The organism is Flavobacterium sp. 103 (genome assembly GCF_003096795.1).
In the GTDB taxonomy this organism is placed as follows: domain Bacteria; phylum Bacteroidota; class Bacteroidia; order Flavobacteriales; family Flavobacteriaceae; genus Flavobacterium.
The window spans coordinates 1,682,178-1,698,808 of record NZ_QENX01000001.1 but is presented as its reverse complement, the minus strand read 5'-3'; the positions used below and the strand labels follow the sequence as shown (position 1 = coordinate 1,698,808).

At 35.3% G+C, this 16,631-nt stretch carries 10 protein-coding genes; 6 read left to right on the top strand and 4 right to left on the bottom strand.

Going from position 1 to position 16,631, the window contains the following annotated elements; translation table 11 throughout:
* Positions 1 to 23: 23 nt before the first annotated feature.
* The gene (locus C8C85_RS06950) at positions 24 to 3,068 is read right to left on the bottom strand and encodes a SusC/RagA family TonB-linked outer membrane protein (protein ID WP_165818103.1); all 3,045 of its coding nucleotides are present in this window, start codon (positions 3,066 to 3,068) and stop codon (positions 24 to 26) included.
* 632 nt (positions 3,069 to 3,700) lie between these two features.
* On the opposite strand from C8C85_RS06950, the gene C8C85_RS06945 reads away from it, so the two are divergent.
* Positions 3,701 to 4,390 carry an NUDIX hydrolase gene (locus C8C85_RS06945; protein WP_116796420.1) on the top strand — a complete coding sequence of 230 codons (690 nt, stop codon included), beginning with the start codon at positions 3,701 to 3,703 and terminating at the stop codon, positions 4,388 to 4,390.
* Positions 4,391 to 4,571: 181 nt separating this feature from the next.
* On the opposite strand, the gene fsa is transcribed toward C8C85_RS06945, so the two are convergent.
* The 3 genes from fsa to C8C85_RS06930 form a co-directional block, all read right to left on the bottom strand.
* Entirely contained in the window at positions 4,572 to 5,228 is a 657-nt protein-coding gene (gene fsa / locus C8C85_RS06940; protein WP_116796419.1) for a fructose-6-phosphate aldolase, read from the bottom strand.
* 147 nt (positions 5,229 to 5,375) lie between these two features.
* Positions 5,376 to 7,430 carry a transketolase family protein gene (locus tag C8C85_RS06935; RefSeq protein WP_116796418.1) on the bottom strand — a complete coding sequence of 685 codons (2,055 nt, stop codon included), beginning with the start codon at positions 7,428 to 7,430 and terminating at the stop codon, positions 5,376 to 5,378.
* A 774-nt stretch (positions 7,431 to 8,204) separates the two neighbouring features.
* Positions 8,205 to 9,203 (bottom strand): GntR family transcriptional regulator, encoded by a 999-nt coding sequence (locus C8C85_RS06930; RefSeq protein WP_116796417.1) that lies wholly within the window; start codon positions 9,201 to 9,203, stop codon positions 8,205 to 8,207.
* Positions 9,204 to 9,301: 98 nt separating this feature from the next.
* Here C8C85_RS06930 and C8C85_RS06925 point away from each other — a divergent pair, with 98 nt between their 5' ends.
* From C8C85_RS06925 to galK, 5 genes are all read left to right on the top strand, one after another.
* Positions 9,302 to 10,357 carry an aldose epimerase family protein gene (locus tag C8C85_RS06925; protein ID WP_317046335.1) on the top strand — a complete coding sequence of 352 codons (1,056 nt, stop codon included), beginning with the start codon at positions 9,302 to 9,304 and terminating at the stop codon, positions 10,355 to 10,357.
* Positions 10,358 to 10,374: 17 nt separating this feature from the next.
* A complete protein-coding gene (locus C8C85_RS06920) occupies positions 10,375 to 11,469 on the top strand; it encodes an arabinogalactan endo-beta-1,4-galactanase (protein ID WP_116796416.1) in 1,095 nt (364 codons plus the stop codon).
* Between the two features lie 6 nt (positions 11,470 to 11,475).
* Positions 11,476 to 12,510, top strand: a complete 1,035-nt coding sequence (locus C8C85_RS06915) for an arabinogalactan endo-beta-1,4-galactanase (RefSeq protein ID WP_116796415.1) — start codon at positions 11,476 to 11,478, stop codon at positions 12,508 to 12,510.
* 255 nt (positions 12,511 to 12,765) lie between these two features.
* A complete protein-coding gene (locus tag C8C85_RS06910; protein ID WP_116796414.1) occupies positions 12,766 to 15,189 on the top strand; it encodes a DUF4982 domain-containing protein in 2,424 nt (807 codons plus the stop codon).
* Positions 15,190 to 15,388: 199 nt separating this feature from the next.
* On the top strand, positions 15,389 to 16,561 hold the full coding sequence (gene galK, locus C8C85_RS06905; RefSeq protein WP_116796413.1) for a galactokinase: 1,173 nt from the start codon (positions 15,389 to 15,391) through the stop codon (positions 16,559 to 16,561).
* Positions 16,562 to 16,631 lie beyond the last annotated feature (70 nt).

Here is a 16,631-nt window from a genome sequence, read left to right as displayed (position 1 = left end):
TCGTTTTTAATTGGTTAGCTAATTTAAAATTTCACGTCAAGTCCCAACGAAATAGTTCTAGGATTTGGGAAAGAACCTGCATCATATCCTCTTGAGAATAATCCGTCATTGCTATTAAAATCTGGATCGTATCCTTTGTAACTTGTTATTGTCCAAAGGTTTTGGCCATTTATATATACTTTAGCTTTTTCGATAAAAAAGGATGTAGGGACAGGGATTTGATATCCAATTTCCATTGTTTGTAATCTTACATAATCTCCTTTTTCGACGAAACGATTAGAGTCTCTGCTGTTACCATTTGGATCTCCAATAATTGGACGAGGAACATCAGTATTTGTATTCGTTGGAGTCCAATAATTAAGTTCATCTGTACTGTGATTGCCATATTGTCCAACCATTAAATCACGGTACATAGCGTTAAATACTTTATTACCGCCAGCACCTTGCCATACCATTGTGAAATCAAAATTTTTGTAAGAAGCACCAAAATTAGCACCAAAACTGTATGTAGGAATTGCTGATCCTTGGAAAGTTCTGTCTTGGTCGGTAATTTTACCGTCACCGTTTATGTCTTTGAAACGGATGTCTCCAATACCAGCATTTGTTTGTGTCGGAGCAGCTGCGATTTCAGCAGCATTTTGGAAAATCCCATCGGTTTGGTATGCATAAATTTCTCCTGCAGCTCTGCCTACCTCTGTTTTGGAAGCGGCGCCATAGATTGGATTTCCATTCACTCCAATTTTGGTTACTTCGTTTTTTAAGGTTCCTACGTTGGCACTAATGTTATATTTAAACTCATGATGTGAGTTGTTATATGCTAGTGAAAATTCATAACCACTGTTGTTCATGGCAGCACCATTTGTTAAAATTTGGGCTGGAAATGCACCAGTAGAGAAAGGTAGAGGAACATTAACTAAAAGGTCATCCGATTTTTTATTAAAATATTCTGCTGTAAATTGTAAATCATTGTTAAAGAAACCAAGTTCAAGTGCAATGTCGCTGGTTTCTGACGTTTCCCAACGTAAATTTGGGTCCAATGCACTTACTACTGTTGTACCATTGGCCAAAGTGTTATTAAAGTCATAACCGGCAAAACGATTTACTGTTGTAGCAAATGAATAAGGAGCGATTGGATTGTTTCCTAAACGTCCCCAGCTTCCTCTTAACTTAATATTACTTACATATTCTGGCAAGTCAAGGAATTTTTCGTTGCTAATTTTCCAAGCTCCAGAAAACGAGTAGGAATTAACTTTGTTGTAGTTTTCCCCGAAAAGAGATGATTTATCTTGTCTGAAGTTTGCTTGAAATAAGTAACGATCGTCAAAAGAATAATTAATTCTACTGATATAAGATATACCTGTAATGGTGTTTTCAAATTCTCCACCGCTGATATCGTCAGCATATTGAAGTTTGCTGATTTCTCCTGGAGTATAGCCTACACCTTTTGACCAATGATTGTAAAAGTCTTTTCTTTCTTGAATCCATCCACCCAAAACATCAAATTTATGTTTACCTAAAGTTTTTTCATATGTCAATATGTTATTTAGGAATGTGTTTGTTTGGTTAGCATTTGCTATATCTAGTGAAGCTTCATCATTAGTTGTAATGTAATACCATCCTAAATCACTTGGAGGTATAAACAATCTGTTTTGAGTATCTGTCCTGTCATAGCTAGCATCAATTTTATATTTTAACCCTTTAACGATTTCAAGCTGTCCCCAGATGTCTCCAATAAAACGGTTTCTTCTGTCTTTATTTTCGAGTAAATTATTGAAACCGATAACGTTCATTGATATAGCTCTTTGCGTTAAGTTGTCCGTTCCGCCATATCCGCCTAATCTGTTTTCATCGTATACAGGCATTGTTGGAATAGCAGTCAATAAACTGGAAATAGCCGATTCGCCAACATAACTGTTGAATTTTTCTTTGCCTGACTGTGTATATGCTATTTTAGAACCATAACTGAATTTTCCTTTTTTTCCTGATAAATTCAGATTCATAGTGTATCTTTCATAATCTTGTGGAGATTTCACATAACTACTATTTTTAAAGTAATCTAAATTCATATTATAGGCTAAACCGTCAGATCCTCCACTAAGTGTCAATGCTTGATTTTGTATAATACCAGTGTCAAAAGCTTCATTTTGCCAATTGGTATTTACATTATTAATATAAAGAGCATTAGTTGGATCATTTCCAGGAGCAATTGTTAATCCAGCATTTTTCTCAGCTGCACTAGTGATGGTTTGGTATCCTACTCTGTCTGTTACGGACCATTTTTTTGGTACGGTTTGGAACCCTGTGATGGTTTTAAATCCAACACTCATTTTTCCTTGTTTTCCCTTTTTGGTTGTAATGATAACTACTCCATTGGCTCCACGTACTCCATAAATGGCAGCAGAAGCTCCATCTTTTAACACCTGCATGGATTCAACATCACCAGGAGCAAAATCATAAGGATTGTCTACAATCATTCCATCGATAATAAAAAGGGGGTTAGTATTGGCAAAAGAAGATATCCCTCTAATTTTAATATTAACAAAGCCACCAGGTTCACCAGATGATTGTACACTTACACCTGCAACTTGTCCTTGTAGCATTTTTGCAGGATCATAAGTAACGATCGTTTTTGCTTCTTTTAAACTTACTACGCTTACAGCTCCAGATAAATCCGCTTTCTTTTGTGTCCCATAACCAATAACTACTATCTCATTCAACTTGTTAGTATCGTCTTTTAAGGCATAATTGATTTGTGAACGGTTGTCAATAGTTAGTTCTTTAGTTTCATACCCTATGTACGAAAAAATTAATACATCGGTTGGTTTTGCATTGATAGAATAATCACCGTCAAAACCTGTAGAAGTAGCTATAGAAGTTCCTTTTACTAAAATGTTTACTCCAGAAAGAGGCATTTTGTCTTTCTCGGAGGTAATCTTTCCTGAAACGACATTGGCTTGTTGTGCCGATACATTATAAGTGGCGAAAAGCATAACTAATAGTGCTAATAGCCATTCTTTTTTAGGCAATAAAAAATTGCAATAAAAAAATAATCTGTGGTTTGTTGTCATATTGATTGCATTTTGGTTAATCATAAGTGTAGTTTTTACATTTGTAAATTTAAATAAAAAAAAAGCATAAAAACAAATTAATCTGATAAAAAAAGTCGTTAAAAAAAACGGATATCCTAAAATATACTGATAAACGAGCGTATTTGTGTATTTTGTATCTTTGAAAAACGTTTTCGTAAAATATAAATAACTGAATATCAATAATTTATAAATATTTTCTATTTCTAAATTAATTTTTAATTTTTTTATGAATCTTTTGCTTTTTGTCAAAAAAAGAATGATTTAGAGTACAAAATAATCATTTGTAAATTCATTATTTTTGCTTTAGCTACTCATTTTCAATTAATTTTTGGTATCTAATATGTCAAAAAAACGCTTGTAAATGTAATTTTAACACTTAATTGAGATGCTTGTATTAAAAAATAAGTCAAAATATGGACTATAAATCTTTGTTTTTAGATTTTAACAAGGATTAAGCGGAACTGTTGTGATTGCTGATAAAAATGCATGATTTAGTGAATCAGTGACTTAAAGTAGTTTTTTGAGTTTTATTTTTATTAGTGTAAAAACCACATTAAATAAATTTGGTAGTTTTAAGGAAGTTCTTATATTTACCACAAAATATATAGAAAATGCTAAATAGTTATAGTACAGCGGACAAAGTTCTTCTAGCGGTAGATTGTATCATTTTCGGCTTTGATGAAGATGGGTTAAAAATTCTTTTGATTAAAAGGGATTTTGAGCCAGAAAAAGGGAAATGGTCTTTAATGGGAGGGTTTCTTAAAAAAGAGGAAGTATTGGATACGGCAGCCATAAGAGTCTTGAATACTTACACCGGCTTGCAGGATATCTATATGGAACAACTTTATACTTATAGCGAAATTGATCGTGACCCGGTGGAAAGAACCATATCGGTGGCTTATTATGCGCTGATTAATATCGAGAATCATAATGCCGAATTGATTCAGAACTACCATGCAAAATGGTTTAGTGTTTCTGAAGTACCAAAGTTGATTTTTGACCACGACAATATGTTGGAGCATGCTATCAGAAGATTGCGTTATAGAACCTCAATGCGTCCTGTTGGATTTGAACTTTTACCAGAAAAATTCAAAATGAGTCAGTTACTTAAACTGTATGAATCCATTTTGGACAAACAAATCGACAAAAGAAATTTTATCAGCAAAATCAATTCGTTGGATATTTTGATAAAACTAGATGAGAAAGACATGACTTCGTCCAGAAAAGGTTCTTATCTCTATACTTTTGACAAAGAAAAATATGATGCAAAAGTTTTGAATAATTTTGCACTGAATTTTTAAAAAGTAAAGCAGCTTTGATTTTAAAGCAAATAAAAAAAGGAAACTTCTATTGCAGGAGCTTCCTTTTTTTGTTATCAATCGCTTCTCCTGCAAGGTTTCCAAAACCTTGTAGGTATGTTTTTATTAATTGAAATACCTACAAGGTTAAAAAAAACCTTGCAGGATACAAAAGATACGATTCCTAACTATTCCCTTTTTGGTAATCCGCCAAAAATGTTGCCAATCCACTATCTGTAAGTGGGTGTTTTAGCAAACCTTCAATAGCGCTTATTGGACCTGTAATAACATCGGCGCCAATTTTGGCACAATTTATAATATGCATGACGTGACGAACAGAAGCTGCCAAGATTTGAGTTTCATAACCGTAATTATCGTACACCAATTTGATGTCTTCAATTAAAGATAATCCATCAGTTGAGATATCGTCCAGCCTTCCGATAAATGGGGACACGTAAGTCGCACCTGCTTTAGCGGCAAGTAATGCCTGACCAGCTGAAAACACTAATGTACAGTTGGTTCTGATTCCTTTGTTTGAAAAATATTTAATGGCTTTTATTCCGTCTTTAATCATTGGAATTTTTACCACGATTTGAGGATGTAATGCTGCCAATTTTTCTCCTTCGGCAATCATTCCAGCAAGATCGGTCGAAATAACTTCGGCACTTACATCACCATCAACCAATTCACATATTTTCACATAATGCGCAATGATATTGTCGGCTCCGGTGATTCCTTCTTTCGCCATTAGCGAAGGGTTTGTGGTTACTCCATCCAAGATTCCTAAATCATTGGCTTCTTTGATGTCTTTTAAATTTGCTGTATCGATAAAAAATTTCATGTGTATTTTTTTTAAAGTTTCTAAGTTACTGAGTAACTAAGATTCTAAGTTTTTTTAATGTTTTTTCTTTTTTAGTTGCTAAGTTTCAGAGACACTAAGATTCTAAGTTTTTATCTTAGGTGCTTAGTGTCTTAGCATCTTAGTAACTTAATTGCTCAATATCTGAGCACTTTCTTCAATATAATTCAATATTTCTGCACAAACGTGTTGGCTTGTAAATCCAAATTTTTCATCCAAAACACTCGCTGGTGCCGAATAACCAAAATGATCTAAACCAATTATTTTTCCACTGTCGCCAATCAAGCCTTCAAGGTTTACGGGAAGCCCAGCTGTAAGTCCGAAAACAAGTTTTTCTTTCGGGATAATACTTTCTTGGTACGATTTAGATTGTGACTTAAATAAACCTTCGGAAATAATGGAAGTGATGTTTATTTTTAATTGATGCTCCTTTTCTAAAATCACTGCAGCATCGATAAGCGTTGAAACTTCCGATCCATTTGCAATCAAAGTGATGTCTGGATTTTGTACTTTTTTGACCAGATAGCCACCTTTCTTAGCTTCTGTTGCTTCTTCATACCTTGTAGTATAGCTGGCTGGAATATCTTTTATATTTTGTCTCGAAAGGATTAGAGCCGTTGGTGTTTTAGTGTTTTTCAAAGCCATATCCCAAGCCACTGAAGTTTCGATGGCATCGGCTGGGCGCAGTGCCAAAAGACTTTGGTGTCCAGAATGGTTTTTAACTTTTTCCAACAAACGCATTTGTGCTTCCTGCTCGATAGGCTGGTGTGTTGGTCCGTCTTCTCCAACGCGGAAAGAGTCGTGCGTCAAGACATATTTTATCGGAAGTTCTTGAATGGCTGCTAATCGAATCGCTGGTTTCATGTAATCGGAAAAAACGAAAAAGGTTGCCACAACTGGAATTACACCACCATGCAAAGCAATACCGTTGGCGATAGAAGTCATCGTCAGTTCGGCAACTCCAGCTTGTAAAAAGGCACCGTTGAAATTGTTTTTTTGCAATACAGATGATTTTTTCAAAAAGCCATCAGTTTTATCACTATTGGATAAATCGGCTGAAGAAACGATTATGTTTTCTACGTTTTCTGCCAAATAGGCCAGCACTGCAGACGAAGCATCTCTAGTGGCGGCATTTGGTTTTTGTACCACGCTGCTTAAATCCAATTCCGGCAGTTCACCTGATAAAAATAATTGCATTTTTTTAGCTAAAGCAGGATTTTCATCTTCCCATTTGGCTATTTGTTGTTTTCTCAGAGAAGCTTTTTCTGTTTTTTTGGATAAAATATCAGAATAATGTGTTGCTACTTCTTCAAAAATAGCAAAAGGATCTTCTGGATTGGCTTTGAGGTTCAACAGTGTTTTAACGTAATCTGCTTTGGTGTCGCCAATTGGTTTACCGTGCAATTCGCATTCCCCTTCATACATAGAACCATCAGCAGTAACGCAACCTTTCCCCATAATCGTTTTTCCAATAATCAAAGTTGGTCTTTCGGTTTCTTGGTTCGCTGAATCCAATGCTTTGCGGATTTCCGAGTGGTCGTGTCCGTTTATGGTAATCACATTCCATCCCCAAGCTTGGTATTTCATGGCCGTATCTTCAGAGGTCACTTCATCGGTCATTGAAGAAAGTTGCACGTCATTAGAATCATAAAACATAATAAAATTATTCAATCCCAAATGCCCTGCGATTCTTCCTGCTCCTTGAGAGATTTCTTCTTGAACACCTCCATCGGTGATAAAACCATATATTTTGTGATCGAAAAGACCTTTGAATCTAGCTCCAAGAAACTTGGCCGCGATTGCTGCTCCAACACCCATTGCGTGACCTTGTCCCAAAGGTCCGGAAGTGTTTTCAATTCCTCTCAACACGTCAACTTCAGGATGTCCTGGTGTTACCGAGCCCCATTGTCTAAATTGTTTTAGATCTTCTTTTTTGTAGTTACCTAATAAATAGTATTGTGCATACATCAAAGCCGATAAGTGTCCCGCATCCATAAAAAAGCGGTCTCTAAAAGGCCAATCCATTTGGGTTGGATCAAAATCTAAATATTCGGTGTATAAAATATGCATAAAATCAGCGCCTCCCATGGCACCTCCTGGGTGTCCTGAATTTGCCTTTTCTACCATAGAAATAGCCAGTGCTCTTATATTGTCAGCGGCTAATTGGTCCATTTTGTGGTTCATAATTTATTTGTATTTGTTTGTAATAGCAGTATTGTGGTTTCTATTTTTGTTGTAAAAAAATCTAAAAAAAGATGTTTTTTTAAACATAGTATAGAAACAAATTTTAGCATGTAAAACAACTTAAGTTTTAATTTCTTCGCTGTTTTAATCCAATAATAAAGTTTATTATTTTGTTCTGATATCAATTGATCGGCTTTGAATAACAGACTATTTTTGAGAGGATAAGGAAGAATAAAATAATAAGTGTAAAAAATACATTTGCAAATATAGCTAAATTTGTTTTACAAAAACAAAAAAAGAAAATATCATTTTGAAACTCTTCGCTATATCAATTTGTATATTGATTAATAGGTGCTAATTTGTGAATTGCTATGGGTTGCAATTATATTTTATGATAAAAAAAATGTTGTATTCTGTGATGAAAAATGAGTAAGATTACGAATTTACCCTTCTTTTTTTCCAATTTGCTCCTCGTCAGACGCCTTCATTGTGCGTTACTTCGCACTTGTAGATTCAATAATACAGTGGTTTGTTGTCGTTGATTCTAGGAATGTTGGTTTTACTTCGGTTTTAAACTGCATAAATCCGAAAATTTTATTTAGTATAGAATTAAAGTAAACTTGTTTGAATTATTTATGCCCGTAGGATGCACTTCGGGTATAAATAAAAACAAATTGAAAAGAGAAATTATTTAAAAAATTAGTTTAAGTTTTTGGTTCGAAATAAGGAGGTTAGTATTAGCCTTCTTATTTTAAAAGCACAAAGGATATTTATTTATAATGAATTCCGAATTATCAAAGCGCTTTTGTTTTCTATTTGTTCTTTTTTGCCGGTAAGTACCATTTGAGCCAGTAGTTTTCCCATTGTGGTAAAATCGGTAGAAATAGTGGTAATGCCATTAGAAACGACTTTTTTTAGTGAGGTTTCATTATAAGAAATGATTCCAAAATCAGTGCCTAATTTCAAGTTTTGTTGGCGGGCTTTTTCTATTACACTAACCAAATCACGGTCATTTGGAATGATGTAAACGCCTCCTATTGTTATTTCGTTGTCCGTGAATTCACTGATGATTTCATAGTCTATAGTATATTCAGTGCAATAGTTTTCAAATCCTGTTTTCATGCCCAATGGTTCCCTGAAACCGGGAAATATCATAATGAATTTTTTGTACTTGTTCAATCGTGTTTTCCCTTTGTATAATCCCTCGAAGATGTCTTTTTTGTGATTTTGATATATAGCGGGGAATGATTTTAGTTCATCATTAGTTTGATCGAGGATGATTACGTCATTTACTGGTAGGGTTTTTATGATCGCGGCTACATTGATTAAGTTGGTTGGCATAATGATATATTTGGTGTAATTTCCATTACTGTCATTTATCAGTTTTTGAAAAACCTGAACATTAAAATGATGAAAGAAAATATCGACCTGTACATTTTTACCTATATTTTTTAAAAACGAATTATAAATATCTTCCTTGAAAATATTAAGCTCGTCAAATAGCAAAAATATCTTCTGTTTTATAGAGATCTCAACACTTTTTACGTAATATCCTTTGCCTGGGATGGCATAAATAATTCCTCTTTTTTTGAGATCATCATAAGCTTGCAGTGCGGTATCTCTGGATAAATTATAGGGAAGACAAATTTTGTTGATGGAAGGTAATTTGTCGTCTTTTTTTAAATCCTGGCTTTCAATTGCTTTTTCGATTGCATTGATGATTTGTTTGTATTTGGGTAAGCCAATGTTGTTTTGGATAGGGATTGCTTTCATTTTGTTTTCATTTTTTTTGCAAGATACAAAAACTGGTAGGTACTGGTATGTATTATTTGAATTTTATTTTACATTTGAATTTCAAATTTCATAATAATATGATGGAAATAAAATGCAATTCACAAATTGAAACCGCTCCTGTAATGAATTTGTTTGGTTTAATGCCGGATGGTACAGCCATATACTCTTACGAATTATCCAATAAAAATGGAATGAAATTAAAAGTAATTACATATGGAGCAACGATAACCGAATTAAAGATGCCGTTGAAAAATGACCAAGTGGTCGATGTTGTTTTGGGTTTTGATACTTTAGAAGCCTATTTGCAGTCATTTAATCTACCAAGTCCACCTTATATGGGAGCTACAGTCGGAAGATATGCCGGTAGAATTTGCAACAGTACTTTTAGTTTGAATGAGCAAAAAATTCTTTTGAATAAAAACAACAATGAGAACTCTTTACATGGCGGTAAAATTGGATTTAGCCAAAAGGTTTGGACAGTCAAAGATTTGCATGTAGGCAAAAAATCATCAATAACGTTGACCTATTCCAGTCCCGCAGGCGAAGAGAATTATCCAGGGGAATTAGTTGTTGAACTTACTTATACGTTATCCAAAGAAAATGAGTTGATTATTCAATACAGCGCCAGGTCTACCGAAGATACCGTTGTGAATTTGACCCACCATAGTTATTTTAATCTGGACGGCCATTTGTCTTCTGTAAAAGATCAGGAATTAATAGTAAATGCGCACCGAATGTTGGAAACAAATAATGAATATATACCCAATGGGAGGTTTTTAGAATTATATGATACCTATTTTGACTTTTATATTCCTAAAAAATGTCCTTCTAAAATAGACAATACTTTTGTAATAGATCAAACTGAAGGATTCGCGGCCTCCCTTTTTAATAAAAAAAATAATTTAAAAATGACCGTATATACGGATCAACCTGGAGTTCATATCTATGTGGGTGGGAATTGTTTTAATACGATAAAAGGCAAAGAAAACGCCGACTACCATTCATTAAGCGGGATATGTTTTGAAACCCAAAACTATCCGGATGCCCCAAATAATTCGAATTTTCCAAGTGCCGTTCTTAAAAAGGGAGACGAGTACACTCATAATACAATATATAAGTTTCAATCATTTTAAAATACCTCACCCTCATCATGAAGAAAGTCCTAACATTTTTGTCGCTTTTTGTCTTATTAACTGTGCAGTTTGCTTGTTCCAGTAGCGATACTCCTGATACACCGGTTACTCCACCTGTTGTAACTGATGACTTTATCAGAGCCGCGGATATTTCATTTCTTCCTCAGATTGAAAGTGCCGGAACTATTTTATACAACAACAGTAAAGCTGAAGACATGCTTACTACCTTGAAAAATTCAGGTTGTAATACGATCCGTATTCGTTTATGGAAGAATCCAGCCGATGGACATTCTGGATTGACCGAAGTAAAAGCGCTTGCCGCTCGAGTGAAACAAGCGGGTATGAAAGTATGGCTTACGGTTCATTACTCAGATACCTGGGCTGATCCTGGAAATCAAGCGACTCCGGCGGAATGGGCAAGTTTGTCTTTTATCGATTTGAAAACAGCAGTGGCTAATTACACTTCTACAATCATTACAGAGATTAATCCTGATATTATTCAGATTGGGAATGAAATCAACAGTGGTTTGCTTTGGCCTCAAGGACATTTGATTAACCAAGAAGCGCAATGTATTGATTTATTAAAAACGGCTAGTGCTACCATTAGAAGCAAAGCGCCAAAAACAAAAATCATGATTCATTATGCAGGTGTTAATGCATCGGATACGGATTGGTTTTTTACCAAAGTAAAAAGTGTAGATTATGATTATATAGGTCTTTCTTATTATCCAGTTTGGCACGGAAAAGATTTGACAGTTGTAAAAAGTACTATCGACGCTCTTGGAAGTAAGTTCAGTAAAAAAGTAATTATTGCCGAAACAGCTTATCCGTTTACGTTGGGTTACAATGATTGGACGGATAATATTGTAGGCTTGGATTCTCAATTGGTTTCGGGTTATCCTGCAACTCCCGAAGGACAAAAAAGTTATATGTTGGCAATAAAAAATCTTTTGAAAACCTCTCAAAGCGGTATTGGATTTTCGTATTGGGGAGGGGAATGGATTTCGTTCAAAGGAAATCAAGCAAAGGATGGCTCTACTTTTGAAAATCAAGCGCTTTATGATTTTAGCAATAAAGCATTGCCTGTCTTCGGGGTCTTTAATTTAAATTAAAAGAAGATGAAAAAGGTATTTTGTTCATTAATAATTCTTTCAGCATTGGTTTTTACATATTGTACTACCAATAGAACAATGCAGCAGCCCAAAGAAAATTCTTTTGCCAAAGGCGCTGATGTGGGTTGGTTGCCACAAATGGAAGCTACGGGTTATAAATTCTATGATGCCGATGGGACTCAAAAAGACTGTTTGCAATTGTTGAAAGACAGAGGGATGAATACCGTCAGATTGAGAGTTTGGGTAAATCCTTCAAATGATAAGGCAAGTGGACATTGCAGCAAGGAAGAAACGGTAACGATGGCAATTCGTGCACAAAAAATGGGAATGCACATTATGATTGATTTCCATTATAGTGATTCTTGGGCTGATCCAGGTAAGCAAACCAAACCTTTGGAATGGAAGAACCATACTTTTTCAGAACTATTAAATGATGTTTATTTCCATACCACAGATGTGTTAAAAGCATTAAAATCAGTAGGAGTGACTCCAGAATGGGTTCAAGTGGGGAATGAAATTCCGGGCGGAATGTTATGGCCGGAAGGAAGTACTGATAACTTCGGTCAATTGGCTCAATTACTCAATAAAGGGTATGATGCGACTAAGGCCATAGATCCTAAGATCAAAGTAATTGTTCACTTAGACGAAGGAAATAACAGTAAAAAGTTCAGATGGTTTTTTGATAATGCAAAAGCAAATAATGTAAAATATGATGTAATCGGAATGTCTTATTACCCATTTTGGATCAAAACGGATTATAAAGAAAATATTGCCGATTTGGCCAATAATCTAAATGACATGGCGGCTAGATATGACAAAGAAGTGATGGTTGTTGAAGTCGGCGGCATCGATACGCAAGAACAAAACACATACGATATGCTGGCTGCGGTGATTAAAGCGGTAAAAGCAGTGCCAAATAATAAAGGGCTAGGTGTTATATATTGGGAACCTGAAGGCGCAAAATCATGGAGCCACTATGAATTAAGCGCTTGGAGATCCGATGGAAAACCGTCAATGGCTTTGGATGCGTTTAAAGAATAGTTATAAAGTTTTGGTTTTAACCATATAAGTAATATAAGTTCATTTAAGAAAGGGATGTAAAAAGCAAAAACTTATATTCTCTTATATTTCTTATATGGTAAGAATTTTTCTCAGCGGATTGGAAGCCTTCAATAGCATTGGATGGTTTAAAGAATAGGTTTGATAAGATAACCATTCTCCCTTTTGCGGAAGCGTGAGAATAGAGATGAATAAATTTTAATTGCATAGATATTAAATAATTATATAGGTTTAAAAATGAAGAAATTAATAAGTATTCTTTTTATAGTTTTAGCATTTACACAAATAGCTCTGTCACAAACAAGAGAGGTAAAAGTGTTAGATACTAATTGGAAATTTCAAAAAGGAGATTTTGAAGAGGCGAGTAAAGTAAATTTTAATGATTCGAAATGGGAATCGGTAACCGTTCCGCATGATTGGGCAATTTACGGACCTTTTGATAAAAATGTAGATATACAGAAAGTTGCGATTGTTCAAAACGGAGAAAAAGTTGCTACCGAAAAAACAGGACGAACAGGAGCTTTACCGCATATCGGGACAGCGTGGTACCGCAATAAATTTAAATTACCGAAAGATTCAAAAGAGAAAAAAATAATTCTGCTTTTTGAAGGTGCAATGAGCGAACCTCAAGTGTATTTAAACGGGAAAAAAGTTGGCGAATGGGCATATGGCTATAGTTATTTTTATTTTGATGTTTCCCAATTTATACAAGAAGGAGAGAACACATTGTCGGTAAAGCTAACCAATAAAGAATTTGCTTCACGTTGGTATCCTGGCGCCGGTTTATATCGAAAAGTAAGTGTTATTATAAAAAATAACGAAAGCATTGACCAATGGGGGCAGTTTGTAACGACACCTTTTATCAGTGAGGAAGTTGCTAAAGTCAACATTAAGACCAAAGCTTCTGGGGAAAACAGTCGTTTAGTTACCACTATTTTTGATGCCGAAGGGAATAAACTAAATTCAGAGGAGTCGGCTACACAATTCGGAAATGAGTTCGATCAAAATATAAAAGTAGAAAAACCAAAATTGTGGAGCCCCGAAACCCCTTATTTGTATAAAGCGGTTTCTCAATTGTATGTTGGAAAAGAATTGAAAGATGAGGTTTCAACACGTTTTGGAATTCGAGAAATAAAATACGAAGCTAATAAAGGTTTCAGTCTTAATGGAAAGGTAACCAAATTTAAAGGAGTTTGTCTTCACCATGATCTTGGTCCACTTGGAGCAGCAGTAAATAAAGCCGCGTTGCGCAGACAAATGATGATATTAAAAGATCTTGGCTGTAATGCGATACGCAGTTCACATAATATGCCTTCTTTCGAGCAATTGGAATTGGCGGATGAAATGGGGTTTCTATTTTTGGCAGAGAGTTTTGATGAATGGGCAAAGCCAAAAGTAGAAAATGGCTATCATCGTTTTTTTGATGAATATGCGGAAAAAGACATTGTGAATTTAGTGCAAGCAACAAGAAATCATCCTTCTATTGTAATGTGGAGTGCTGGAAATGAAGTACCTGATCAATGGGGAGAAGCTGGTGTTAAACGAGCTAAATGGTTGCAAGAAATATTTCATAGAGAAGACCCAACACGCCCAGTAACTGTTGGTATGGATCAAGTAAAAGCGACTATGGAATCTGGTTTTGGAGCGTTGCTCGATATTCCGGGATTGAATTATCGTGTGCATTTATATGATGAGGCCTTTTCAAAATTTCCGCAAGGGTTTATTTTAGGTTCCGAAACAGCTTCAACTGTTAGCTCTAGAGGGATTTATAAATTCCCGATAGTTCAAGAAAAAGATAAGCAATATCCTGATTTTCAATCATCCTCTTATGATTTGGAAGCCTGCAGCTGGTCCAATGTACCTGATGAAGATTTTGTGCTTCAAGATGATAAACCTTGGGTAATTGGCGAGTTTGTCTGGACTGGTTTTGATTATTTAGGCGAACCTACGCCTTATGATGAAATGTGGCCTTCTCGAAGTTCTTATTTTGGAATTAACGATTTAGCCGGTTTGCCAAAAGACCGTTACTATTTATATAGAAGCCGTTGGAATACGGAGAAACCAACCCTACACATCTTACCACATTGGAACTGGGAAGGACGTGAAGGAGAAGTAACTCCAGTTTTTGTATATACGAATTACAATAGTGCTGAGCTTTTTATAAATGGCAAGAGCATGGGAGTGCAGAAAAAAAACAAAAACACACCTCAGAACCGCTACCGCCTGATGTGGATGGATGTGAAATATGAGCCAGGAACGGTAAAAGTTGTGGCTCTTGACGACAATGGTAAAGCTGTTGCTGAGGAAGAAGTTAAGACTGCCGGAAAGCCTTATCAAATAGTTTTGGACGCGGACAGGAAAACAATCACCGCCAATGGCGAAGATATATCTTTTGTAACAGTATCTGTAGTTGATAAAAATGGAATTCCTTGTCCTACGGCGACCAACCAGTTAAAATTTAAGGTTACTGGAGTGGGTACTTACAGAGCTGCCTGCAATGGAGATGCCACTTCACTTGAAATGTTTCATAAAGATACCATGAAACTTTTTAGTGGAAAGTTGGTAGTGCTTGTAAAATCGACAACAACTGCCGGCGATGTAAAATTGGAGGTAAATGGAGCTGGGCTTAAGAGCGGTAAATTGACCTTGGTATCGAAATAAATAAAACATGACAGTGCGTGACTAATACCAAAGCGACAAAAATTAGCCACAGATTAAAAAGATTTTCACAGATTTTTTTAATGATGCTTGTAAAATCTGTATGAATCTGAGTCAATCTGTGTAATCTGGGGCAAAAAAAAAGACTTGTTGCGCATTTAAGGAAAGTCATAAAATCTAATATTTTAATAATTTCAAAGTAATGAACGATTTATTAATTAACAAAACGACCGCTTTTTTTCAGGAGAAATTTGGCAACGCTCCAGAGAAAATTGTGCTTTCTCCAGGGAGAATTAACATCATTGGCGAACATATCGATTATAATGACGGGTACGTTTTGCCTGCTGCAATCGACAAGATTATTTGTTTCGCTTTTGCAAAAAGCAATTCAAAGCAATCCAAAATTTTTGCCATAGACTTGAACGAAGAATTTGAAGTCGATTTGACAGAAACGATTTCATTGAGTAAAGTGGTTTGGACGAATTACATTTTGGGCGTAATCAAGCAATTACAAGATAATGGATTTTCGTTCGATGGTTTCAACTGTGTTTTTAGTAGTAACATTCCTGTTGGTTCGGGATTGTCTTCGTCGGCAGCTTTAGAATGCGGAACAATTTTCGGAATCAAGGAACTTTTCAATCTGTCAATTCCAAAAGTAGATATTGCACTAATGGGACAAAAAGCAGAACACTGGGTTGGAATCAATTGTGGGATTATGGATCAGTTTTCGAGTGTGATGGGCTTAGAAAATAAAGTGATTAAAATTGATTGCAAAACATTGGAATACGAATACCACAACGCCGATTTCAATGATTATTCGCTTATTTTATTTGACAGTAACGTGAAGCATTCTCTGTTTTCTTCGGCTTACAATACCAGAAGAGAAGAGTGTGAAGAAGGGCTTTCGATTATAAAAAGTAACTTTCCGGAAATTGCCAGTTTCAGGGATTGTAATGAAAACCATGTGCTACAATTAAAAGATAAAATGACATCAAATGTGTTTGTCAGATGCCATTATGTGGTTAAAGAAATTCATCGTGTGGCACTTGCCTGCGAAGCTTTGGATAACGGAAACATCCAAGCATTAGGGAAATTACTTTTTGAAACCCACGAAGGCTTGTCTAAAGAGTATTTGGTAAGTTGTGATGAACTGGACTTTATCGTAGATACTTTAAAAAAGGAGGAAGCAGTAATTGGATCTCGCTTAATGGGAGGCGGTTTTGGTGGTTGTACCATCAATTTGATAAAAAAAGGAGAAGAGGAAGCTATCAAGGAAAAACTTAGTAAGTTGTACAAAGAGGCTTTTGATATAGAATTAAAAATTTATGATGTAAAAATCGGAAACGGTACATCATTATATGAGCCAGTGCTATAGTTATAAAGTCCTGTTTTGAAAAAAACAATAAGGAGGTAATTGGTAAACTGATAAAATAGCCACAGATTAA

Bases quoted from the DNA above. Each gene is read 5' to 3' on its own strand.
- C8C85_RS06950 (WP_165818103.1), bottom strand. From the start codon at position 3,068: ATGACAACAAACCACAGATTATTTTTTTATTGCAATTTTTTATTGCCT.
- C8C85_RS06945 (WP_116796420.1), top strand. From the start codon at position 3,701: ATGCTAAATAGTTATAGTACAGCGGACAAAGTTCTTCTAGCGGTAGAT.
- fsa (WP_116796419.1), bottom strand. From the start codon at position 5,228: ATGAAATTTTTTATCGATACAGCAAATTTAAAAGACATCAAAGAAGCC.
- C8C85_RS06935 (WP_116796418.1), bottom strand. From the start codon at position 7,430: ATGAACCACAAAATGGACCAATTAGCCGCTGACAATATAAGAGCACTG.
- C8C85_RS06930 (WP_116796417.1), bottom strand. From the start codon at position 9,203: ATGAAAGCAATCCCTATCCAAAACAACATTGGCTTACCCAAATACAAA.
- C8C85_RS06925 (WP_317046335.1), top strand. From the start codon at position 9,302: ATGATGGAAATAAAATGCAATTCACAAATTGAAACCGCTCCTGTAATG.
- C8C85_RS06920 (WP_116796416.1), top strand. From the start codon at position 10,375: ATGAAGAAAGTCCTAACATTTTTGTCGCTTTTTGTCTTATTAACTGTG.
- C8C85_RS06915 (WP_116796415.1), top strand. From the start codon at position 11,476: ATGAAAAAGGTATTTTGTTCATTAATAATTCTTTCAGCATTGGTTTTT.
- C8C85_RS06910 (WP_116796414.1), top strand. From the start codon at position 12,766: ATGAAGAAATTAATAAGTATTCTTTTTATAGTTTTAGCATTTACACAA.
- galK (WP_116796413.1), top strand. From the start codon at position 15,389: ATGAACGATTTATTAATTAACAAAACGACCGCTTTTTTTCAGGAGAAA.